We start from the raw sequence: 19,838 nt of genomic DNA on the forward strand, positions 1-19,838 counted from the left end.
CTCCCCGCCCGCGCTTTTCCACATAGACGTACCCTACCCCAAAACCCCCCCCCCCCCCCGGCGGGGGAGCGGGTCAGGGGTTGATGTCCCAGTCGCGCTCGCCGCGCTCTCGCTGGTTCTTCTCGTGCTGTGCGGCGAGCTTGTTCAGCGCCTCCGGGTCGCCGTGGGTGCTGAAGTGCTCGAAGCCCACCACGACGAACAACGCCCGGGCGCTCACCGCGATCGGGCCGTCCTCGGCGTCGAGGCGGCCGTTTGCGCTCACGTAGATCTTGCGGCCCGCGATGCCGTCGAGGCGGGCCTCGATGAACAGCGTCGAACCGACCGGGACCGGCCGCCGGAAGTCCGTCTCCAGCTTGCCGGTCACCGCCGGGCGGCGCATCAGGTTGCCCACCGTCGAGCCGAGGGCCTCGTCGAACGCGCAGGCCAGCAGGCCGCCGTGGGCGAGGCCGGGCGCGCCCTGGTGGGCCGCGGTGACGGTGAACCGCGAGTGCACGACCTGGCCCTCGCCGACCGTCGAGCGCAGGTGCAGCCCGGCGTCGGCCTCGTCGCCGCAGCCGAAGCACTCGGCGAAGTGCACGCCGAGCTCCGTGCCCGGTGCCGGGGCCTTCGGGTGCGGGAGCGCCGGCTCCACGGCCACCGGCGGCCAGGGTTGAGAAACACGACTCATGCGCTGACGTTAACCGGCGGGTAGCCGGCCGCCACGCCCGGCCTGGGTGCCCTGATCTCTCAGTAGCCGGAAAGTTCCCCACCGTAGACAATTCCCGGTTCAGGCTGCCGACCTGCAGGAGCCGGTCAAGACTGGGCTGATGAGCTCGAACAGCCCCATGGGCACTGCACGGGAGGAGTCGTCGCCGGCATGAGCGAACCAGCAGCAACGACGGGCAAACCGTCAGTGGACGAGAGAACCGTCAAGCGCGCGGTGTGGGCGTCGGCCATGGGCAACGCCACCGAGTGGTACGACTACGGCGTCTTCACCTCGGGCGCCATCGCCACCAGCATCGGCACGCTGTTCTTCCCCGGCGAAGGCAACGCGGTCCTGAAGTCGCTGGCGCTGCTCGCGGTCGGGTTCATCGTGCGGCCGTTCGGCGGGGCGTTCTTCGGCCCGCTCGGCGACAAGATCGGCCGCAAGCGGGTGCTCGCGATCACCATCCTGCTGATGTCCGGCTGCACGTTCCTGGTCGGCGTCCTGCCGACGTACGCCGGCGGCTACAGCATGGGCATCGCGGCGCCGATCGCGATCCTGCTGCTCCGGATCATCCAGGGCTTCTCCACCGGCGGCGAATACGGCGGCGCGGCGACGTTCATCGCCGAGTACTCGCCGACGAAACGCCGTGGCTTCTTCGGCAGTTTCCTCGAGCTCGGCACGCTCGGCGGCTACGTCCTAGGCAACCTCGTCGTGCTGTCGGTGACGCTGTCCCTGTCGCCCGAGCAGGTCGACGCCTGGGGCTGGCGGATCCCGTTCTTCGTCGCGCTGCCGCTCGGCCTGATCGGCCTCTACCTGCGGAACAAGCTCGAGGACACCCCCGAGTTCCGCCGGATGGAAGCCGCGGGCGAGGCCCCGAAGAAGGCGCCGCTCAAGGAGATCTTCGTCCGCAACTGGCGGATGATCCTCAACCTGATCGGCATCGTCCTGCTGCTGAACGTCGCGGACTACCTGCTGCTCACGACGATGCCGACGTACTTCACCGACACGCTGAAGATCAACGACAACACGTCGACGCTGATCATCATCGCGGTCGAAGTCATCCAGATGGCGATCATCATCCCGCTCGGCGCGCTGTCCGACCGGATCGGCCGGAAACCGCTGCTGCTCACCGCGGCCATCGGGTTCCTGGTGCTGAGCTGGCCCTGCCTCAAGCTCATGCAGTCCGGCAGCATCCTGTGGCTGTTCGTCGGGTTCCTGATCGTGGCGATCCTGCTGGTGTTCATGCTGGCCGTGATCGGCTCGACGTTCCCGGCGATGTTCCCGACGCGGGTGCGCTACGGCTCGTTCGCGATCGGCTACAACATCTCGACGTCGCTGTTCGGCGGCACCTGCGGTGTCATCGTCACGGCGCTGATCAAGAGCACCGGCAACGAGGACTGGCCGGCGTACTACCTGATGGCAGCGGCGGTGATCGCGATCATCCCGATCATCAGGATCCCCGAGACGTCGCAGGTGCCGATGGAGCAGATCGACACCGAAGACAACAGCGGAAACCTGGCCTCCGCGGCCGCTCAACGCTGAGCGGTCCACGGAAAGCCGTGTGCCCCGTCCGGATCACCGGGCGGGGCACACGCGCGTCGAGGGTCGGAGCGAGAAGGCTGCTTCACGTCTCTGACCTGCGGAAACGGCTAGCGGGACGTCTCCGCGGTCGGCGGACCGGGCCGGGTCTCGACCGGCGTGGAGGAGGGCTGCGTAGTGGGGGTCGGGCGGGTCCGCGGGCCGGCGGACGGCACCTGCGGGACCGATGTCCGCTGGGTACGGCTGCGCTCCGGGGCGACGACCGGCGGCGCGATCGACGTCGCGGGAACGGGCAGCGCACTCGTCGGCGTGGTGGGCGCGGTGGTGCCGATCGTGGACAGCCCGGGGCCGGCCGGCTGCACCGGCTCGGGCGGCCCGACGCGGTGACCGGCCAGGAAACCGGCCACCGCGAGGACGACCGCCGTCGCGGCCGAGGTGCCCGCGACCGCCAGGCGCTTGCGCCGTCGCCGGACCCGGCCGCCGCGCTCGATCACGTCGGCGGCTTCGAGGCGCATCGGCGGCTGCGTGCCGCCGGCCGCGCCGGTCAGGATCGCGCGGACGTCGTCTTCGGGGTCCATGTTCGTCACCTCCCCTCCGTGGGTGCGCTGAACATCAGCGCACCGTAGTGCGGGCCGAGCCGGTTGCGCAGCGTCGCCAGGCCGCGGGAGGCCTGGGACTTCACCGTGCCGGTGCTGCAGCCGAGCGCCTTCGCCGTCTCCTCGACGCTCAGGTCCTCGAAGTACCGCAGCACCAGCACGGCGCGCTGCTTGGGTGCCAGTACGGCCAGCGCCTGCCGGACGAGTTCGTCCTGGCCGCTCGCGGCCGGCTCCACCGGGAGTTCCGGTGGAGCGTCGGTGAGCCGCTCCCGTTTCCACCTGCTGCGCCGGTGCTCGGCGAGGAACGTGCGCAGGACGACCTTGCGCGCGTAGGCGTCCAGCGCGTCGTGCCGCGACAGCCTCGGCCAGGCGAGGTAGAGCTTGAGCAGCGCGGCCTGCGTGAGGTCTTCGGCCTGGTGCCAATCCCCGCAGAGCAGGAAGGCGGTCGACCGCAGGCTGTGCGCGCGCTCGCCGAAGTACCGGGCGAACTCGCCGTCCCACGGCGAGCCCGGCCCGGTCGACGGACGGGAGCGGGAAATCACCAGGTTACCGGGTCTCCCACACGGCCGGGAGGTGCAGGTCACCGGTCGGCCCGGCGGGGACGGCCCGCGGGACGCGCGGAGCCGCGCCGGTGCGGGGCATCGTCGTCTCACGCGGGACGGGGGTCGCGATCGGCGGCTGCGGGCGGGTCCGGCTGGTCGCCGGGGCCGGGGCCACGGTCGGCTCGCCCGGCCGGGTCACCTGGGTCTGGGTCGGCTGGGCCGGCGCCTGCGCCTCCGAAGCCAGCGCGATGCCACCGGTCAGGGCGCCACCGGCGAGCACGAGCGCGCCGAGGGTCAGGGCGATGCGGATACGCAAGACAGCTCCTCATTCTCGCGGGCGCAGCAGGATCGCTGCGCCTCTGCCCTTACTCATGCGGCGGGTGATCACCGGGGTTGCACCGGGTTTTGCCGGGTTGCCCGCAAAGCACGAACGGCCGGGAAGCCCGCAGTGGACTTCCCGGCCGCCCGGTGTTCCTCAGTGGTCTCAGCCGGCGAGCGCCGACAGCTTCTGCCAGCTCGCCCAGTCGTAGGTCCAGTCGCTGTAGTCGCCGTCCTTGGCGGTCAGCGTCTGCGTGCTGCCGGTGATCTCGACCGGGTCGCCGGTGAGCACGCCGTCGTAGTACTCCTTGGCCCGCGCCGGCGAGAGGTTCAGGCAGCCGTGCGAGATGTTCTTCTTGCCCTGCGCCCAGACCGACGCGGCCAGGCCGTGGATGAACTCGCCGTTGTTGGAGATCCGGACCGCCCACGGCACCACGACGTTCTCGTAGTGGTACTTCGGGTTGCTCATCGCGTACGTGGCCTGCTTGCCCATCACGACGTGCGTGCCGCTGTGGGTGACGCGGCCCGGGTCGGAGTCGAGGCCGTAGCTCACCGGGTAGTCCGCGATCTGCTGGCCGTCGCGGATCACCTGCATGGTGTGCTGCGTGGTGTTGCCCTTGACGATCTGCGAGCGGCCGATGGCGAAGCTGGCCGAGACGTCCTGCTTGCCGTACACGCCGTCGCCGATCTTGACGCCGTAGATCTTGGCGTTGACCTTCACCTGCGTGTTGGGCTTGAAGTACTCCTTCGGCCGCCAGTGCACCGAGGTGTCGCCGTTCGTCCAGCCCCAGGAGCCTTCGGTCTTCGGCGTGGTCTCGACCGACAGCGCCTTCTCGACGGACGCCTTGTCGGCGACGCGGCTCGGGAAGGTCAGCGCGATCGGCATCGCGATGCCGTAGGTCTGGCCGTCGCCGACGTTCAGGCTGGCCGACAGCTGGCGCTTCGGCTTGACGGTGGTGAACGCGCCCCCGATGGCGACGTTCTTGCCGTCGGCGCCCTGCGCCTGGCCGGACCAGGTGTAGGTCTTCCCGTAGCCGAGCTGCTCGGTGGTGGTCCAGCTCTTCTTGTCCGCCGACGCCTGGCCCTGGACCTGCTTGCCGTCCGGGTTGGTCAGCGTCACCGAGACGATCGTGCCGTCGTTGACCTGGACGCCGACCGGTTCGCCGGGGGCGACGTCCTGGGCGCCGCCGGCCGGCGTCACCGTCAGCTTCGCGGGCTGCGCGCTGGGGGCGGGCGAGCTCGTCGGACCGCCTCCCGAAGTGCCGCTCGCGGAGACCGTCGGTTCGCTGCTGCACGCCCCCAGCGTGAGCACGGCGACCAAGCCCAGTGCCACGGCAGCGCCCCGGCGCCGCGTGGAAGTCCTCAACGTCACACCCATTCCCCTTTGCCCCTTTGGTGCTTCCCCTCTTCGAGACGCCTCACGGACCGTGCACGTTGAGCAACCATTACGTGATGCGGGTCACACTGGTCGGTGAAGGCTCTCACTGAGGGGGCACGACCGACTCCGAGCCGTATCCGGTGATCACGGTGTCGATGCGCTGCGCAAGACTAGCCCGTGGGTCCGCCGGAAGGGGGCGGGAGCCCTACGACGTTCCGGTGACCTTGGTGCGCACAGCCGGTTTTCGCCTCGATCACGGGGTTCAACTTTGGCCAGATCCCGGTAGTCTGCTCTCAGGCCGTCGTTTTGCGTGTTCGTGGCTTCACACTCGCGGAACTTCTGACGCGAGCCATGGAGCCGACCCGCTCTTGACTCGTCTCGTTGGAACCGCCCGGGACGGTCGGGGTGCCGCTTCGGTGGCATTCGAAGCGGATCTGTGTAACGAGGAGTACAGCGGTGGCGCAAGGCACTGTGAAGTGGTTCAACGCGGAGAAGGGCTTCGGCTTCATCGCGCAGGACGGCGGCGAAGGCGACGTGTTCGTTCACTACTCGGAGATCGAGGGCCGCGGCTTCCGCACCCTCGAGGAGAACCAGCGGGTGGAGTTCGAGGTCGGCCAGGGTCAGAAGGGTCCGCAGGCCCAGAAGGTCCGCGCGATCTGACGGTCAGGCCCTCTGCGTTCTTAAGGCCTGAGTGAAGGGCCCCCGGCGAACTCGCCGGGGGCCCTTTCTCGTGTGTCTGCTCAGCGGCGGCCGAGGGCCGGCGCGTCGAAGGCGTCGGCGGGGAAGTGGAACTCGTCGGTGAGGTCGCTGACCTCGCCGGCCTGCTGCCGCTGGTCCTGCAGCGACGAGGCCTGGCCTTCCCAGTTGAGCCGCTCGAGGATCCATTCCTGGGCGAGCGCCTGGGGCGAGATGTCCCGCTCGGCGGCGATGTCCTTGAGCTGCTGGCTGGCGATGAGGCTCATCCGCAGCTGGTAGACCTGGGCTTCGCCGAACCGCTTGCCGGATCCGGTGCTCTCGAGGTCGTTGTCGGGGGCGAGCGCCGCGAGGTACGAGGTCAGCTCGGTGTCTTCGACAACGCCATCGTCCGCAGGCTTCGCGGCACCACGATGACGACCGGAAGACGCGGCGGCTTTCAGGTTCGTGCGGCTGCTCAGGCGGCCAAGGGAGGGAAGAGGCACGAACGCCACGATAACGTTTGGATCTCGCCACACAAACCACTGTGAGCTACAACACGCCCCCAAGCTTCCCCATTCGGCCCAAACCCCACCCATTCAGCCCAAACCCCAACAACCCAAAGCAACCCCCACCTAACCCACCGAGTCGATCACCCCAGAGCCAAGCCAAGCCAAACAACCGCAACAACGAGCAAAGGGCGAGGCCGCAGACCGCCGCCAGGCGATCCACCGCCGCGCTGCTACGGGCACCGGCAGGAGAAAAGGGCGCAAGGCTGGCGCCGCGACGAAGCAGGGCGGCAGCCGCCGCGTCCGCAAGGACGCCCCCGAGAGCCTTGCTGCGGCACGCAAGAACGCCCAGGGTCGAGCGTCAACGGAGCAACAGGTCCGCCCCGACCAAAACCGCGGGGTCCAATCCAAACGCAACCAGACGCGCAAGGGCGCCCAGCGCCCGAAGCGAAAAGCCAACAACGCTGGAAGCCGAGCCAGAGGCACCGTGGGGGTCCGGGGGGGCTCGGCCCCCCGGGTCGGCACTCCGACATTGTTGGCCCGGCGAAGGGCGAAGCCCGAGCAGGACCAACAAATGGAGGACCCCCGCGCCAGGGGGAGGAACGCGGGGGTCGGAGGGGATCTCCACAGGCGCTGACCGGGGGTGTGTCAGCACCTCGATTGTTGCACGACTTGGGTGGTTGGGCGAGTGGAGAGCGGGAAATTTCCCCGTGTGGTGTCACTTTGGCGCCTGGGTGACGCTCGTTCGGTTGGGTTCTTCTCCGGTTGTGCCGATTGCGCTGCGTTGAGCGGAGCGTGGCCTCAGGTTCACTCTCCGGGGGGCTGTGTGTGGTGGCCGGTGCTGGTTAGCCTCGCGGCCAAGCTGTTGTGAGCCGTATGGAGGGGCTATGAGCGGGTCTGTTGAAGTGCGGCAGTTCCTCCTTCGGTACGAAGGTGCCGATGGGGGGAGTGCTCCGTTTGCGGGGGCGTTGCCGGCTCAGCGAAGCGGGGCGGCCGATGCGCAGCGGGTGTCGGATGATCAGGTCCGGCGGGCTCGGCTGGCGGTGGCGCATGGTGCGCTGGGGGTCGAGGACTGTGTCGAGTTGCTGGAGATGCTGGGTCTGAACCTGGATGAGGACGGGCAGGCGCCGGTTCAGCGTTGAGCGGGTGGGCCCGGCGGGTTGCGCTGGGCCTGTTCCGTGATATTTCCGCAGGTTCCGTTGCTTTTCCGGCAGTGGTTGGCGAGCCGCTGCAGGTAGCTTGACGCTCGTTTCGTAACAGTGTTACGTTCGCTGTGTCGAAAGGGGCGGACGTGACGGCGATCGAGGGTGTGGCGGAGCTGGCGAGCCGGATCAGGCCGGTCGTGCAGGTGCTGGGCGGGAAGTTCATGACGTCGCCGGAGCTGGCCGCGGTCGAGGCGGAGGCCGGGCTTCCGCCGCGTTCGCTGTACCTGCGGGGGCGGTCGGCGGTGCTCGGGGACGTGCCGCCGAAGGTGGCCGCCGAGCTGTTCGGCATCTTCCCGCACTGGCTGTTCGAGTTCGTCCTGCCGCCGGCCGTGGCGGTTCTCGACGCGCCCGCTGCCGTCCGTGCCTACGCGGAGTCATCGGCGCGGTGGTCCCGCGTCAGCCTTTCGGCCGTATCGGACCCCGGTCGCCTGGCCGATCTGCTGTTCCGCGTGGTGGACGCCGCGGACGCCAGTGCGCTGGCGCTCTTCGCGGGCTGGAAGAACGCCGAGCGCCCCTCGGGCGACGTCGAACGCCTCGGCTTCGCGCTGATGGTCGTCCGCGAGCTGCGCGGCGGCCTCCACTTCGCGGCGCTGCGGGCGCTGGGCCTGTCGGTGCCGGAGGCGGTGATCGCGGACCCGGAGGGCGGCCGCGAGCGGCTCCTGCGGACGGCGTGGCCCGAGGACGCGGCGAACGAGCTGACGGCGGCGGCGGGGCGCAAGCCGGACCTGCGCGACCGCTGGCGCCGGGCGGAGTCGATGACCGACGCCCGGATGGGCGAACTTCTCGCGTCGGCCCTGACCGGGCCGCAGCGCGCCGAGCTCGACCGCCGCCTGGCGGAACTGGCGGCGTTTGCCCAGCTCCCAGGCTCGCCGACGGCTTAAGGAACCCCCGCTGCAAAGCGGTGGCGGCGTGCCCTATGCTTGTAATCGCTCCCAGGGGAACCTGAGAGCGCGGTCGGTCGGTCACCCGAAACCGACCGGGCTCCCATCGTTCAGTGGCCTAGGACTCCGCCCTTTCAAGGCGGCAACGCGGGTTCGAATCCCGTTGGGAGTACGCAGTACCGTAGTCAGCAACATCGAAGTACACGCAAGGCCCTGTGGCGCAGTTGGTTAGCGCGTCGCCCTGTCACGGCGAAGGTCGCGGGTTCGAGTCCCGTCAGGGTCGCAAGATCGTTCGGCTCCTCGCCGGCGTTCCCGGCCAGGTAGCTCAGTTGGTACGAGCGTCCGCCTGAAAAGCGGAAGGTCGCCGGTTCGACCCCGGCCCTGGCCACTTTCAGCCCCTGACCTGCGGAAATAGACGCAGGTCGGGGGTTTTCTTCGTAGCACAGTGCTCAGTGACACTCCGCTTGGAGGATCTGAGTATGCAGTTACCTCACGACTGGGCGACCCTGGTTAAGGACTGGGAGAGGGCGCTCAAGGCCGAGAACAAGTCCGATCGGACCATCGGCATCTACACCACCGCGGCCCGCGACTTCGGCCTCTGGGTCAATCGCGAAGACGACATCGCGCCCGACGAGGCCGGCACTCACGAGGTCCGCGACTTCGTCGCCTCTCTCATCGAGAGGACGTCCCCCGGCAACGCGAACACCAACTATCGGGCTCTACAGCAGTGGTTCAAGTTCTTGATCATCGAGGACGAGATCGAGACGAGCCCGATGGTGAACATGAAGCCCCCGCACGTGCCCGAGAAGCCGGTGCCGATCGTGCCGGACGACTTGCTCAAGCGCGTGTTGGAGGCGTGCAAGGGCAAAGACTTCCAGTCACGCCGCGACGCCGCGCTCGTCCGGATCTTCTTCGACACAGGCGCCCGCCTGTCGGAGATCGCGAACCTGACGGTTGACGACATCGATTTCAACGTCGACGCCGTCCGGGTCGTGGGGAAGGGCAGCAAGGAGCGTGTGGTCCCGTTCAGCCCGAACACTGGCACGGCCCTCTCGCGGTACCTTCGGGCGCGGAAGGCGCACAAGCTGCATGAGCACGAACGCGTGTGGCTCGGGATCAAGAACCGCGGTCCAATGACGCCCAACGGCGTCGGACAGATGCTCCGCCGACGAGGCCGTGAGGTCGGTGTCGAGGCTGAGATGGGCCGTCACCTGCACGCGCACCTCGGCCGACACGCTGCCTCGCACCACTGGCAAGCCAACGGCGGTTCCGAGAGCGACCTCATGCTCGTGATGGGCTGGACCTCACCGCAGATGCCGAAGCGGTACGGCAAGAGCGCCGCCGTCGAGCGCGCTCACGCATCGGCGCGGAAGCTGCGGCTCGGCGACCGGTTCTAGGTGACACGGGGTGCGCTGTGCTGGGGATCATGACCGAACCCAAGATGACCCCGGCGCAGCGCACCCTACGAGCCAAGCTCGCGGCACACGCCTCGTGGGCGAACACGGCAAACCGGTCGGCGCGAACCCAGGCGGCGCGCAAGGCGTCGCATGACCGGTTCGAGCGGCAGGTCGACCCCGACGGAACGCTGCCGGCCGACGAGCGTCGCCAGCGCGCGGCCTCGGCGCGCAAGGCTTTTTACACGGCGATGGCATACCGCAGCGCGCAAGCACGCCGTCGGCCTTCGACCAAGAACAGTGAGTGAAGCGCCACGCTGCGACACGGCTCATTCGCCGTAGCATCTACGCACGTGGCCACGGAACCCAATGGGCAAGAGCTGACGCGCTGGAAGATCCACGATGAGCGACTCGTCGACGACACGCGCCGCGATCGCGTGAGCATCGCCTCGGTCGAGCTGCCCGACGGTGTGAAGTTCGAGCAGTGGGTGTTCCGCATCCGCCCGGCCGCGATGATGGCCGTTCTTGATGATCAAGACCGGGTGCTCATGCTGTGGCGGCACCGGTTCATCATCGATCGGTGGGTGTGGGAACTGCCCGGCGGCTATGTAAACTCGGACGAAGATCCTGCGGTGACCGCCGCGCGTGAGGTAGAGGAAGAGACCGGCTGGCGCCCGCTGGATGTCGAGCCGCTCGGCGCCCTGCAACCCATCGTCGGCAGCGCGGACGCCGAGAACCTGCTGTACGTGGCTCGACGGTCCGAGTACATCGGTGAGCCCGCGGATATCAACGAGGCCGAGCGGGTCGCTTGGATTCCTCTCGACACGGTCCGAGACCGGATCTTGAAGGGCGAGATCGTCGGCGCGGCATCGCAGGTCGCGCTACTGCACATCCTCGCCTTCTACCGCTGAGCCCTACGCAGGCGTAGGAACACCTACGGCCTTCATCTGCGCGTAGACGTCCCCGACTCGGCGGTCGGTCCGGTACGGAGCCAGGCGCAGACCGACGTCAGCGAGATAGGCGCCACCCCTGATCGACCGAACGCTCTCGCTCATCCGCACTGCCTTCGCCGCCTCGGCGCACGCTTCGTCAACGCGGCCTTGATCGGCCAGGATCGACGACAGAAGTGCGGTGTTGAACAACCGACCGCGGTCGTATCCGTCGCTCATGCTGAGCGACCGGCGGGCGAACTGCTCAGCTTCCACGAGGTGGCCGAGGTCGCGGAAGGTGTGAGCGAACTTGGCCGACAAGTAGGCGTTGTCGAAGTAGCTCAGCCAAGCTGGCCCGGAGCCAGGCACGAACCGCTCGAAAGCCCGCTCGGCCTCACCGAGCGCCGCGAAGCACGCCCCGGAGTTTCCCTTGAGCGCCTGGCCGTGGGCCTCCAACACGGCTGCCTCGGCTTGCAGCGCGCCCAGGCCGGAACGCTTCGCCGTCCGCCTGGACGCGAGCGCCATGTCGACCGCGACGTCGTGGGACCGGTTGAACGCCGCGTGGTGCGACATGGCGGCGAGCATCTCGGCCTCGAGCGCGTCGTCGCCGGCGTCCTGCGACAGCTTCAGCGCGTCGCGCAAGTGCCGTTGCCCGTCTGCCGCGTTGCCGACGTCGTAAGCGCTCCACCCCGCGACCTGGTGCAGCTCAGCGGCAGCGGCGAACAGTTCGTTTCGAGCGGCCGTCGTCCTGCTGGTGTCCTTGAGCATCGGCGTTACGCTCGAGGTCAAGTAGCTGGTGATCGTGGTCGTTCCGCGGCTGTGTCCGCCGCCGAACCGGTTGTCGAGCTGGCGGAACGTCTCCGTCATGTGGCGGACGATTTCGGCGTCGGTGCTTCTGGACTTGGCCGGCCCGGACGCGGCTGCGGGAGTCGAGCCGAGCAGGGATGCGCCAATCGCTGTGACGCCTACGCTTGCGGTCTTTAAGAACTGTCGCCGTTGCACGTCATCGAGGCTAACCGCGACTGGCGGCTCGGCCGATTCTTCGGGCGTATGGGAAACGCTGAACCAGAGCATTGACCGCGGCACGTGGAGAGCCCGTGCCCATCGCTCGAGTTTGTGCAGATCGCTCGGAGGTCGGGCGTCGGGAGCCTCGAGGCGGCTCACTTGCGCTTGCGTGAGGCCGAGCCAGAGGCCGAGCGCGGCCTGTGAGACGTGGGGCTTGTGTTCTTGGCGGTAGGCCGCGAAGAACCAGCCGAAGTGACGCGCCTTGAGCGCGGTACGGATGCTCTCCGCTTCCCAGAACGGTTCAGGCTGAGGCTGCGCCACGTGCGAGATTAGTCGACGAGTGCAGGAGCCGCAGTAGTCGCTTACGCGGTCGCGAGCCAACCGTGTGCCGCACGCTTCGCACGTTCGCGCTGCTGTCCGCACCGTGGTCACCCCTCGTTCACCATTCACCGCGCAGTGTATGTGACTCACCACGCTATGTCACAGATTTCATGCGGTGCATGTATGGAATCCGGCGTTAAGGCGCTGTACCTGTCAGATCTCATGCGCCGTTGTCGTTTTCCGCGGGAGGTCATCGGCGGACGCTCAATGCATGTACGAGGTAGCTCACCGTAACAACACCACGTCGCACTACGTGGCGGCTCCCGTCGGTGGGGGTGCCGCGTGAGTGCCGGCGAGGTCGCCGTGCGTGCGGTGATCGGTGCCGTTGCTGGCACCGCGGTAGCTGCTGCGGTGGTCCCGTACCTGCGCCAGGTGCGCCGAGGCCGTCCTCGTTTCCTCGACGGGTCGCGGTCGACGAAGCCTCGCAACGGGAGGAAGCCGGACGGGATGACCGATGATCCCCTCGAGTTCGTGGCGGGTGCGGGGAGTATGCCCCCCGGACCCTCGCATCCGCCACGTTCCAACGCTGCGGCCGCACGCCGGAAAGTTGCCGTCACTGGCGAGGTCTTCGCTCGAGCGGCAGCGTCTATTTCCGATCCTGATCGCGTGATCGTGTGGCGCGAACTCACTAAAGAGAGCCAACCACTCCGCGTTGCTTACCGCTGGGCGACAAGCTTCGGCAAGCTTTTCACGCTTGGCGTCTTGTTCTTCGTGGCCTCCGTGGTCGCACTTTTTGGCGATTATTCGCCGTTCTTCTTGGTTGCAATTTTGACGGTTAGTGCGATCCTCGTCGGCCTTCCGGCGGTGAAGCTGCACCGTATTGCGTGGCAGGCGCTCAACTTGTCGGCCGGCGTGTATGTCGTCGCGCTCAAGGGAGATGATCATGTGGACGAGTGAGGATGCCCTCAAAGAGCTTGCTTCTCGCGCATTTCGTCTAATGCCGGTGCCTGAGATTCCAGAGCGGGAAGGTTTGCTCCTTTTCACTCGTGCTTGGGACGAGCCGTTTTCGGATGAGGTGATCATCAGGGGTGAGGACGATGCAACGGCATGTCGACGGCGGCTCGTCGATGGCGTCGACTTCTCCGACCGCAATCACTTCGTTTGGTACACGGATGGGTCGGTCGTCGAGGTGGTCGACGAGCTGATTTTCCATCTTCCGCATCCGGCCAACCCCAGGGCTCCGAGTGCGAATTTGCCGTCGCCGGGAAACCTGTGGGTATCGCCGGGCTTGCGTGCCCAAATGTCGTCGTAGCGATCGCTAATTCTGACTGTGGGGTGCTTTATGTCTACTGTCACGATCGTTGGCGCGGTTTTTGTTCTCGCGCTCGTCGTGTGTGCGGTCTTCTTCCTGCGATGTTTTGCTTTTGCTTCTAGCTCGGGACGACATGCGCTCGGGGTAATGCCTGACGATCGGGCATGTCCGGTCGAAATCGTCGAGACGGGAGCCGTCATTTTGGCGCCGATCGATCCAAAGTTCGTCAATGATTACGGTGTCGGGCTGAGTGTCGATGATGACTACCCTCAGGATGCCATCGGCGCGAGGCCGTACCTTGACGAGTACTGGCGTACGTCTGGTCGGCACATGATCGACCAGACAATAGAATTTGCGGTCATCGAGCGACTCACCGAAGACGACGAATACGAAAGCGTAAGCGGGCAACTCGAGTTGGTCGCGTGACACGCACACGTCGTCAAGTCGGGCGGGGGCCGCCCGCGGGAGAATGCCGAGAACCAACGCGAGAAGGGCCGAACGTGCCGTACATGATGCTTGATCACCCCGGATGGCTCAGTGAAGACGACGGGCGCGCTCGGCGCGTGCTCCGGTCGGCCGGCTCGGTGTGGTCGGTGATCTGTACGCCGGAGGCCGCCGGCGGGCACCTGGTCGACCTCGTCCGGCTCGCCGGCGACACGGACGTCGCGCCGATTGTCGACACGATCGACCCGCTAACGCTGGTGGGCGACGTTGCGGTGTGTGAGCCGTTGCGGGCCGACGGCCCGGTCGCGCGCATACGGACCTCCGACGTGTGGGAAGCGCTCGGTACCGCGGTTACTCGCCAGGTGGTCAGGGCCGCGACCGCACGCCAGAAGTACCGCGCGTTCTGCGAAGCCTACGGCGAGCGGTACGACACCGCGGCCGGTCCGGCGTGGCTGTTCCCCTCACCTGAGGCCGTGCTTGCCTTGTCCGACGACGAGTTCGACGTGCTGCGGATGAAGTTCTTCCGTGGCGGCCTGCGCTCAGCCGCCGAGGCGAGCCTCAAGGCGGCCGACGACTGGGCGGGCGTGACGGGCGAGCAGCTCGTCGCCGCGGTGCAGAGCATTCGCCGGAGCGGCCCGTGGACGGCCGGCGTCACGGTCGCCGACGTCACCAATGACTACAGCCTCTATCCCTTTGCCGACCTCGCGGTGCGCACCTGGGCGGGCAAGCTCGCCCCTTCGGTCGACTGGCCGAAACCCGAACCTGAGTTCGGGCGGTTGTGGCAAGCGATGGCCGGCGCGCAGTTGTCCGAGTGGACGCTGCTCACCCTCGCTTGGGGAGTTCGACATGCAACCGGAGTTGCTCTCTGACCTGATCGCCGGCGCGGACCTCCGCCGAGAGATCGACATCCTGTTCGTCAACGCGCCGTTGCGCGACTATGACGAGCGTCCGCGGGTGAACGACTTTACGTTGCCGGTGCTCGGCATGGCTTACATCGCCACCTACGCGGCCGCGAAGGGCTTCAACGTCGGCGTGCTCGACGCCGAAGCGCACGGGCTCGGTATCGACCGCACGGCCCGTCTGATCAACGCGGCCGCGCCGAGGTGGGTGGGGTTCAACCTGTTGGCCCCGACGTACAAGATCAGTGCCCGGATCGCCGAGCGGCTCGACCGCGACATCAAGCTCATGGTCGGCGGCCACCAGGCGAAAGCGATGCCGGCCGAAATCCTGCGCGACCAGCGGATGAGCCAGTGCGAAGCGCTAGTCATCGGCGAAGGTGAAACACGGGTCGCTGCCCTGCTCGACGACCACCGACGACGGACCGAGCTGCCCGGGGTGATGTGGCTCGACCCGATCATGCACACCCCGGTCACGGGTGGGATGGGGACCAAGAACGGGCACTACCTCGCGCCGGACATCAACGGGTTGCCGTTCGTCGACCGCGGCTACCTGACACAGGACCCGCACCACGACGGCGGCCGGCTCGAGGCGAACATGGTCGGCGCCCGCGGCTGCCCCTACGACTGCTCGTTCTGCGGCGCCGCGGTGTCGGCGAACCCCGATATCACCATCCGCACGCGGGAGCCGCACAACATCCTCAACGAGATGGACCAGCTCCGCGGCACCGGCGTGAACGCCTTCCGGTTCGTCGACGACCTGTTCCTCGGCGTCCCCCGCGTCATCAAGACGATGATGACCGCGTTCACCGCCGACCACGTCGGCGACTGGGCGCAGTGGGACGCCACCGGGCGAATCAACGTGCTGCACCGGACGAGCGACGACATGCTCGACACCCTCGCCGCGAACGGGCTGCGCGAGGTCGCGCTCGGCGTCGAGTCCGGCAACGCGCGGATGCTCGAGCGGATCGACAAGCGCATCACTCCGGACATGGCGTGTTCGGTGGTGCGGCGGCTCGTCGAGCGCGGGATCAACGTCAAGGGCTATTTCATCCTGGGGTTTCCGACCGAGACCTGTGCCGAGATCGACGACACCGTGCGTCTTGTTCACGACCTGTGGGACATCGCCGACGAACAGCCGGGCCGGTTCCGTGCCTCGGCGTTCGAGTACCGCCCGTACCCGGGTACGCCTGACTGGGCCGAGCTGATGAAGACAGGCAAGTACACGGCCGCGGCGCTGCTCAACTACAGCGCCGTGGACCTCACGGCGGACGGCGTCGACGAGTCGATGCGCGAGCGCGACGAGTTCAATTTCTCCGTCAACATCCAGTTGAGCGAGGCGCCCATCGACTACATCCGGCGCAACCTCGTGACGATCTCTCGGGCGCAGTACGACCGGAAGGCGGCCGCGTGAGGCAATGGAACCGCGGGGCGTTCGTCACCATCGACGGCCCGGCCGGCGTCGGCAAGACCACGACAACCCGCCTGCTGCGCGAGTACCTCGGCCGGCGCGGGCATCAGGTGCACGCGACGACTCAGCCGTCGCACGGCGTGCTCGGCGACACCGCTCGGCACAACACCGACACCTACCGCGGGCACACGCTCGCCTGCCTGGTCGCCGCCGACCGGTATCACCACCTCGAGCAGGAGGTGCGGCCACACCTCGCCAAAGGATGCATCGTCGTCTGCGACCGGTATGTCGCCTCGTCTTACGTGCTGCAATGCATGGACGGCGTACCGCTGCCGTTCGTCGAAGCGATCAACTCGGCGGCCGACGTGCCGGACCTCGCCGTCATCTTGCAGGCACCGCCGGACGTGACGGCGGCGCGCGTCGCTGCCCGCGGCGCGCACGACCGGTTCCACACCGGCGAGGACAGCAGCCGGCGCGAGTGCGAGCTGTACGAGAAGGCCGCGGAACGGCTCGGGCGGTGGCGGTATCCCGTGCTCGCCGTGGACACCGCCGGCGCCTCACCGGCGACGGTCGCGAGCTACCTCACGGACCGAATCGCCGAGTTGGTGGAGGGTCCCGCCGCCGAGGTGGCGACGGCGTAGCCTGCCTGCGAGCCCGCCGGCGCGGGCGGGCTCGCAGGTTCAGCGCCCGCCACCCGTGAGGATCTCGCCGGATGCCCAACGGCCAGCACACCGTCATTGACGTGCACGTTCTGCTCGTTCGCGGCGACGAGCTGCTGCTCACGCAACGGCGCGGAACGTACGGCGGCGGCATGTGGCACCTTCCCTCCGGCAAGCTCGACGCCGACGAGTCCCTGCCGGCCGGCGCGGCGCGCGAAGCCGCGGAAGAGGTCGGCGTGCGCATCGATCCGGCCGACCTGCGGCACGCGCACACCGTGCACGTCGCCGGGTCCGGTCCGGTGCCGCGGCTCGGCGTGTTCTTCGAGGCTCGCCGCTGGTCCGGAGAGCCGTACAACCGCGAACCTGACAAGTGCTCGGCCGTCGAATGGTTCCCGCTCGACAACCTGCCCGACGACGTGATCCCGTACCCACTCGCCGGCATCCGCGCCTACCTCGACGGTGTGCCGTTCGGTCTGCTCGGCTGGGCGGACCAGCCGCGGCCCGTGCTCGCCTGATCAGCGCAGCGAGCCCCAGAACTTCTGATTCGCCCTGGTCCACGCGGCATCGTTGAGGTTCAGCGTCAAGGGCAACGGCGCGACCTGGCCGGACCGGTACACGCTGTACGGGGTTTCGTTGAGTAGCGCGGACGCGCCGGCGCCGGTGGCCGGCGTGGTCGAGGCGAGCCTCGGTGCGGTTCCGCTGCCGGTGGTGAGGCCGGCGAACGCGACGGCGTCGCCGCGGTTGACCGCGACCGTGCCGAGGTTGACCGACTTCATGCCGGCGGAGGCAATCCAGCTCAACCCGGACACGGTGGTCTTCCGGTCGAGGCTGGACACGTCCGGTCCGACGTAGACGCCGAAGTCAAAACCGGTGAGTCCGGTGTGTACGGCGTAGACGCAGAACTTCGCCACGCTCGCGGCGAGCGACCGCGGCGAGATGGTCGCCCACACCGTGAGGTAGCCGGGCGAGAGGGTCTCGCCCCAGATGGCATCGACACGCCGGAGCGTCGAGACCTGGTCGCCGTAGAGCGTGGTGTCGGTGGCCTGCGCTTCGGCGGTGGGTAGCTGCCCCATCGTGGCGATGTCGACCCCGTCGGCCGGGGCCGGTCCGCGGTACTCGAGCGCGCCGGCCACTACCCGACCACCACCACGCGGTAAGTCCCAGCGCCACCGAAGGACAACGCGACGTTGTCGGTGTCGGTGAGGTCCACGCCGGTGAGCACGAGCGCCGGCGTGGGGGTGCTGATGTCGTAGACCGAGACATCAACGAACTGATTTCCGAGGCCGTGTCGGATGGTGACCGGGCCGGCCGCGGTCGGCGTGACGTTCGCGATGACCTTGCGGGCGACGACGGCGGTGTCGACGGCGACGGCGTCCGCGGTGACCACGATGCCGGGGCCGGCGCCGACGGCGATCGTGTCCGCGCCGACGGCCAGGAGGCCGGCGCCGGCGAGGGTGAAGCCGTCCGACCCGGTGCCGTAGACGGCCCACGTCTGCCCGGTCGTGCCCGGGGTGATGCTGCCGTTCGTGGTGAGCAGGTAGAGCCGGTCGCCGTTGGTGGCGCCTTCCTCGACGGCGACGACGGCGCCGCCGCGCAGGTCGCCGGGGCTGTCGGCGTCCGCGGCGCGCGCCCACGCGCCCGCCTTGGCGAGGTAGATGCCGTTCTCGACCGGGTCGGCTTGCGCCTTGACGAGCACCCGGTCATCGGCGTTCGGCGTGATGCCGTCGACTGCGGCGAGTCCGGTGCGGGTGATGGGGCCGGTGGTGGCCAGGCGCACGGCGGCTTTGAACGAGACGCCGGCGGCCGCGGCGGCTACGGCGTCTTGGAGCTGCCCGTACGTGGCGAGGTCGCCGGCGGCCGAGCCCGGGGCGGCGTTGGTGATGCGCTGGGCGCCGGCGTTGACGGGCGCGGTGGGGGCGGCGAACTCGTCGAGCCGGTAACCGGTGACGGTCGCGCGCAGGTCGGACACGGTCGAGGCCGGCTGGTTGCCGGTGTGGTTGGCGCGGGCGGTCGGGTCGATCCAGTTGCCGGCGGCGTCGCGGATCTTCAACCGCCCGTTGTGGTAGATGACCTGCGCTTCGGCGCCGGCGGGCAGGCTTGCGACCTTGTGCGCGACCAGGTTGCGGGCTTCGTTGAGCCCGTGGTCGGTGTGGGTGCCGAACTTCAAGTCGGCCATGTTCGGGGGCTCCTAGCTCAGGTAAGCCACGCCGGAGCACGGCGCGGAGAACTCGATGCGGACGTGTCCGGCGGCCGGGTAGGTGACCACGCCGAGCAGTGGCTCGCCGGTGGACTCGATGACGTGCACGCCAGCGGGGGTGAACAAGAGCGGATGAAAGATGTTCCAGACCGCGGCCGCGATGGTCTGCTCGTGGCGGTGGCCGAACTCGAGGACGTCGCCCGGCTCGCCGGGCGGGGCAGTGTCGACGGGGGCACCGACGGCGAGCCAGTCGAGCGCGACCGGCGGGCCGGCTTCGGGCTCAAGGGCTGTCACGGGTCACCCCCCGAGACACGCGCACCGTGCCCTCGACGATCCGGGCGACACGGCCGGTGGGATCGATGAGCAGCACGTCGAAGACGCCGGCAAGCCACGGCCAGGCGCGCGAGGTCGCCGCGGTCACGGTGAGCGTGACGCGCGAGTCGGCGGTGCTGGCATTGCCGGTTGCGGTCGACCACTCGTACAGCACGTCGCCGGCGTCGATGCGTTCGCGGACCTGCGCGCGCACGGTCCACCCGGAAAGGTCGAGCGGCCGGCCACCAGCGGTGACCGGCCACGCTCGACCCCACTCGGCGCCCTTCTCGATCACGACGTCGTCGTGCAGGGCGGGCACGGGCTACTCCTGGTCGTAAGTCGGCGGGCGGCTCGAGCCGAGCAGGAACCGCGCGAGCCAGCTCGGCACCCGTGGCTCAAGCCAGCGCAACACGGCGTAGACGGCGCCGAGCACGACCGGCACGGCGGCTGTCTGGCCGAGTCCGTTCGCCGGTTCGGTGAGCCAGGCGGGCAGGCCGAGCGCCACCAGGTACGCGACGCCTGCCGACCAGAGGCCGGGAACGACGGTGCGCACCCACGACGTGACGCGGTCCGAGCGCAGCCACGCGGCGAGCCGCTCGCCGAGCTGACGCTGCGGGGTGGGTTCGCTCACGG

Annotated in this window: 26 protein-coding genes and 3 tRNA genes; 17 read left to right on the plus strand and 12 right to left on the minus strand. The window is 68.5% G+C overall.

Annotated features, from left to right (window positions below; all coding sequences use genetic code 11):
* Positions 1-73 precede the first annotated feature (73 nt).
* Positions 74-667, minus strand: coding sequence for a PaaI family thioesterase (locus tag ABZW17_RS06180; protein ID WP_354810195.1), 594 nt, complete (start codon positions 665-667; stop codon positions 74-76).
* Between the two features lie 225 nt (positions 668-892).
* Between ABZW17_RS06180 and ABZW17_RS06185 the strand changes: the two genes are divergently transcribed.
* Positions 893-2,227 (plus strand): MFS transporter, encoded by a 1,335-nt coding sequence (locus tag ABZW17_RS06185; protein ID WP_354810543.1) that lies wholly within the window; start codon positions 893-895, stop codon positions 2,225-2,227.
* Between the two features lie 107 nt (positions 2,228-2,334).
* Here the strand turns inward: ABZW17_RS06185 and ABZW17_RS06190 are convergent, their stop codons facing one another.
* The 4 genes from ABZW17_RS06190 to ABZW17_RS06205 form a co-directional block, all read right to left on the minus strand.
* Positions 2,335-2,802, minus strand: a complete 468-nt coding sequence (locus ABZW17_RS06190; RefSeq protein WP_354810197.1) for a hypothetical protein — start codon at positions 2,800-2,802, stop codon at positions 2,335-2,337.
* Positions 2,803-2,807: 5 nt separating this feature from the next.
* Positions 2,808-3,362 carry a SigE family RNA polymerase sigma factor gene (locus ABZW17_RS06195; RefSeq protein ID WP_354810199.1) on the minus strand — a complete coding sequence of 185 codons (555 nt, stop codon included), beginning with the start codon at positions 3,360-3,362 and terminating at the stop codon, positions 2,808-2,810.
* 4 nt (positions 3,363-3,366) lie between these two features.
* Positions 3,367-3,678 (minus strand): hypothetical protein, encoded by a 312-nt coding sequence (locus ABZW17_RS06200; protein WP_354810201.1) that lies wholly within the window; start codon positions 3,676-3,678, stop codon positions 3,367-3,369.
* 168 nt (positions 3,679-3,846) lie between these two features.
* Complete coding sequence (locus ABZW17_RS06205) at positions 3,847-5,058, minus strand: Ig-like domain-containing protein (RefSeq protein WP_354810203.1); 1,212 nt, start codon at positions 5,056-5,058, stop codon at positions 3,847-3,849.
* Positions 5,059-5,514: 456 nt separating this feature from the next.
* Here ABZW17_RS06205 and ABZW17_RS06210 point away from each other — a divergent pair, with 456 nt between their 5' ends.
* Positions 5,515-5,718, plus strand: coding sequence for a cold-shock protein (locus ABZW17_RS06210; RefSeq protein ID WP_003097368.1), 204 nt, complete (start codon positions 5,515-5,517; stop codon positions 5,716-5,718).
* A gap of 80 nt (positions 5,719-5,798) precedes the next feature.
* On the opposite strand, the gene ABZW17_RS06215 is transcribed toward ABZW17_RS06210, so the two are convergent.
* A complete protein-coding gene (locus ABZW17_RS06215) occupies positions 5,799-6,236 on the minus strand; it encodes a hypothetical protein (RefSeq protein ID WP_354810205.1) in 438 nt (145 codons plus the stop codon).
* Between the two features lie 890 nt (positions 6,237-7,126).
* On the opposite strand from ABZW17_RS06215, the gene ABZW17_RS06220 reads away from it, so the two are divergent.
* The 8 genes from ABZW17_RS06220 (at position 7,127) to ABZW17_RS06255 (ending at position 10,630) form a co-directional block, all read left to right on the plus strand.
* The gene (locus tag ABZW17_RS06220; RefSeq protein WP_310968009.1) at positions 7,127-7,381 is read left to right on the plus strand and encodes a hypothetical protein; all 255 of its coding nucleotides are present in this window, start codon (positions 7,127-7,129) and stop codon (positions 7,379-7,381) included.
* A 149-nt stretch (positions 7,382-7,530) separates the two neighbouring features.
* The gene (locus ABZW17_RS06225; RefSeq protein WP_354810207.1) at positions 7,531-8,325 is read left to right on the plus strand and encodes a hypothetical protein; all 795 of its coding nucleotides are present in this window, start codon (positions 7,531-7,533) and stop codon (positions 8,323-8,325) included.
* 99 nt (positions 8,326-8,424) lie between these two features.
* Positions 8,425-8,497, plus strand: a tRNA-Glu gene (locus tag ABZW17_RS06230).
* Between the two features lie 37 nt (positions 8,498-8,534).
* A tRNA-Asp gene (locus ABZW17_RS06235) sits at positions 8,535-8,608 on the plus strand.
* A gap of 31 nt (positions 8,609-8,639) precedes the next feature.
* Positions 8,640-8,713 (plus strand) — tRNA-Phe (locus ABZW17_RS06240).
* Positions 8,714-8,804: 91 nt separating this feature from the next.
* Complete coding sequence (locus tag ABZW17_RS06245) at positions 8,805-9,722, plus strand: tyrosine-type recombinase/integrase (RefSeq protein WP_354810209.1); 918 nt, start codon at positions 8,805-8,807, stop codon at positions 9,720-9,722.
* 29 nt (positions 9,723-9,751) lie between these two features.
* On the plus strand, positions 9,752-10,027 hold the full coding sequence (locus tag ABZW17_RS06250) for a hypothetical protein (protein WP_354810211.1): 276 nt from the start codon (positions 9,752-9,754) through the stop codon (positions 10,025-10,027).
* Between the two features lie 45 nt (positions 10,028-10,072).
* The gene (locus ABZW17_RS06255) at positions 10,073-10,630 is read left to right on the plus strand and encodes an NUDIX hydrolase (protein WP_354810213.1); all 558 of its coding nucleotides are present in this window, start codon (positions 10,073-10,075) and stop codon (positions 10,628-10,630) included.
* Positions 10,631-10,633: 3 nt separating this feature from the next.
* On the opposite strand, the gene ABZW17_RS06260 is transcribed toward ABZW17_RS06255, so the two are convergent.
* Complete coding sequence (locus ABZW17_RS06260) at positions 10,634-11,974, minus strand: XRE family transcriptional regulator (protein ID WP_354810215.1); 1,341 nt, start codon at positions 11,972-11,974, stop codon at positions 10,634-10,636.
* Positions 11,975-12,316: 342 nt separating this feature from the next.
* Between ABZW17_RS06260 and ABZW17_RS06265 the strand changes: the two genes are divergently transcribed.
* From ABZW17_RS06265 to ABZW17_RS06295, 7 genes are all read left to right on the plus strand, one after another.
* Positions 12,317-12,931 carry a hypothetical protein gene (locus ABZW17_RS06265; RefSeq protein ID WP_354810217.1) on the plus strand — a complete coding sequence of 205 codons (615 nt, stop codon included), beginning with the start codon at positions 12,317-12,319 and terminating at the stop codon, positions 12,929-12,931.
* Positions 12,918-13,286, plus strand: a complete 369-nt coding sequence (locus ABZW17_RS06270; RefSeq protein ID WP_354810219.1) for a hypothetical protein — start codon at positions 12,918-12,920, stop codon at positions 13,284-13,286. Before ABZW17_RS06265 ends, ABZW17_RS06270 begins: the two co-directional genes overlap by 14 nt.
* A gap of 30 nt (positions 13,287-13,316) precedes the next feature.
* Entirely contained in the window at positions 13,317-13,712 is a 396-nt protein-coding gene (locus tag ABZW17_RS06275) for a hypothetical protein (protein WP_354810221.1), read from the plus strand.
* Between the two features lie 83 nt (positions 13,713-13,795).
* Entirely contained in the window at positions 13,796-14,599 is an 804-nt protein-coding gene (locus tag ABZW17_RS06280; protein WP_354810545.1) for a hypothetical protein, read from the plus strand.
* Positions 14,577-16,040 (plus strand): radical SAM protein, encoded by a 1,464-nt coding sequence (locus ABZW17_RS06285; protein ID WP_354810223.1) that lies wholly within the window; start codon positions 14,577-14,579, stop codon positions 16,038-16,040. Before ABZW17_RS06280 ends, ABZW17_RS06285 begins: the two co-directional genes overlap by 23 nt.
* A complete protein-coding gene (gene tmk / locus ABZW17_RS06290) occupies positions 16,037-16,678 on the plus strand; it encodes a dTMP kinase (RefSeq protein ID WP_354810225.1) in 642 nt (213 codons plus the stop codon). The genes ABZW17_RS06285 and tmk overlap by 4 nt, the downstream gene beginning before the upstream one ends.
* 101 nt (positions 16,679-16,779) lie before the next feature.
* Positions 16,780-17,211 carry an NUDIX domain-containing protein gene (locus ABZW17_RS06295; RefSeq protein ID WP_354810227.1) on the plus strand — a complete coding sequence of 144 codons (432 nt, stop codon included), beginning with the start codon at positions 16,780-16,782 and terminating at the stop codon, positions 17,209-17,211.
* Here ABZW17_RS06295 and ABZW17_RS06300 read toward each other — a convergent pair whose 3' ends face one another.
* The 5 genes from ABZW17_RS06300 to ABZW17_RS06320 are packed head-to-tail and all read right to left on the minus strand — an operon-like array spanning position 17,212 to position 19,836.
* Entirely contained in the window at positions 17,212-17,829 is a 618-nt protein-coding gene (locus ABZW17_RS06300; RefSeq protein ID WP_354810229.1) for a hypothetical protein, read from the minus strand.
* On the minus strand, positions 17,829-18,872 hold the full coding sequence (locus ABZW17_RS06305) for a hypothetical protein (protein ID WP_354810231.1): 1,044 nt from the start codon (positions 18,870-18,872) through the stop codon (positions 17,829-17,831). The genes ABZW17_RS06300 and ABZW17_RS06305 overlap by 1 nt, the downstream gene beginning before the upstream one ends.
* A gap of 12 nt (positions 18,873-18,884) precedes the next feature.
* The gene (locus ABZW17_RS06310) at positions 18,885-19,187 is read right to left on the minus strand and encodes a hypothetical protein (protein ID WP_354810233.1); all 303 of its coding nucleotides are present in this window, start codon (positions 19,185-19,187) and stop codon (positions 18,885-18,887) included.
* Positions 19,174-19,524: a hypothetical protein gene (locus ABZW17_RS06315; RefSeq protein ID WP_354810235.1), complete on the minus strand. Its 351-nt coding sequence runs from the start codon at positions 19,522-19,524 to the stop codon at positions 19,174-19,176. Before ABZW17_RS06315 ends, ABZW17_RS06310 begins: the two co-directional genes overlap by 14 nt.
* A gap of 3 nt (positions 19,525-19,527) precedes the next feature.
* Positions 19,528-19,836 (minus strand): hypothetical protein, encoded by a 309-nt coding sequence (locus tag ABZW17_RS06320; RefSeq protein WP_354810237.1) that lies wholly within the window; start codon positions 19,834-19,836, stop codon positions 19,528-19,530.
* Between the last annotated feature and the right edge of the window lie 2 nt (positions 19,837-19,838).

The organism is Amycolatopsis sp. NPDC004625 (assembly GCF_040609695.1).
Classification (GTDB): Bacteria; Actinomycetota; Actinomycetes; order Mycobacteriales; family Pseudonocardiaceae; genus Amycolatopsis.

Bases quoted from the DNA above. Each gene is read 5' to 3' on its own strand.
- ABZW17_RS06180 (WP_354810195.1), bottom strand. From the start codon at position 667: ATGAGTCGTGTTTCTCAACCCTGGCCGCCGGTGGCCGTGGAGCCGGCG.
- ABZW17_RS06190 (WP_354810197.1), bottom strand. From the start codon at position 2,802: ATGGACCCCGAAGACGACGTCCGCGCGATCCTGACCGGCGCGGCCGGC.
- ABZW17_RS06205 (WP_354810203.1), bottom strand. From the start codon at position 5,058: ATGGGTGTGACGTTGAGGACTTCCACGCGGCGCCGGGGCGCTGCCGTG.
- ABZW17_RS06220 (WP_310968009.1), top strand. From the start codon at position 7,127: ATGAGCGGGTCTGTTGAAGTGCGGCAGTTCCTCCTTCGGTACGAAGGT.
- ABZW17_RS06245 (WP_354810209.1), top strand. From the start codon at position 8,805: ATGCAGTTACCTCACGACTGGGCGACCCTGGTTAAGGACTGGGAGAGG.
- ABZW17_RS06250 (WP_354810211.1), top strand. From the start codon at position 9,752: ATGACCGAACCCAAGATGACCCCGGCGCAGCGCACCCTACGAGCCAAG.
- ABZW17_RS06270 (WP_354810219.1), top strand. From the start codon at position 12,918: ATGTGGACGAGTGAGGATGCCCTCAAAGAGCTTGCTTCTCGCGCATTT.
- ABZW17_RS06275 (WP_354810221.1), top strand. From the start codon at position 13,317: ATGTCTACTGTCACGATCGTTGGCGCGGTTTTTGTTCTCGCGCTCGTC.
- ABZW17_RS06280 (WP_354810545.1), top strand. From the start codon at position 13,796: ATGATGCTTGATCACCCCGGATGGCTCAGTGAAGACGACGGGCGCGCT.
- ABZW17_RS06285 (WP_354810223.1), top strand. From the start codon at position 14,577: ATGCAACCGGAGTTGCTCTCTGACCTGATCGCCGGCGCGGACCTCCGC.
- ABZW17_RS06305 (WP_354810231.1), bottom strand. From the start codon at position 18,872: ATGGCCGACTTGAAGTTCGGCACCCACACCGACCACGGGCTCAACGAA.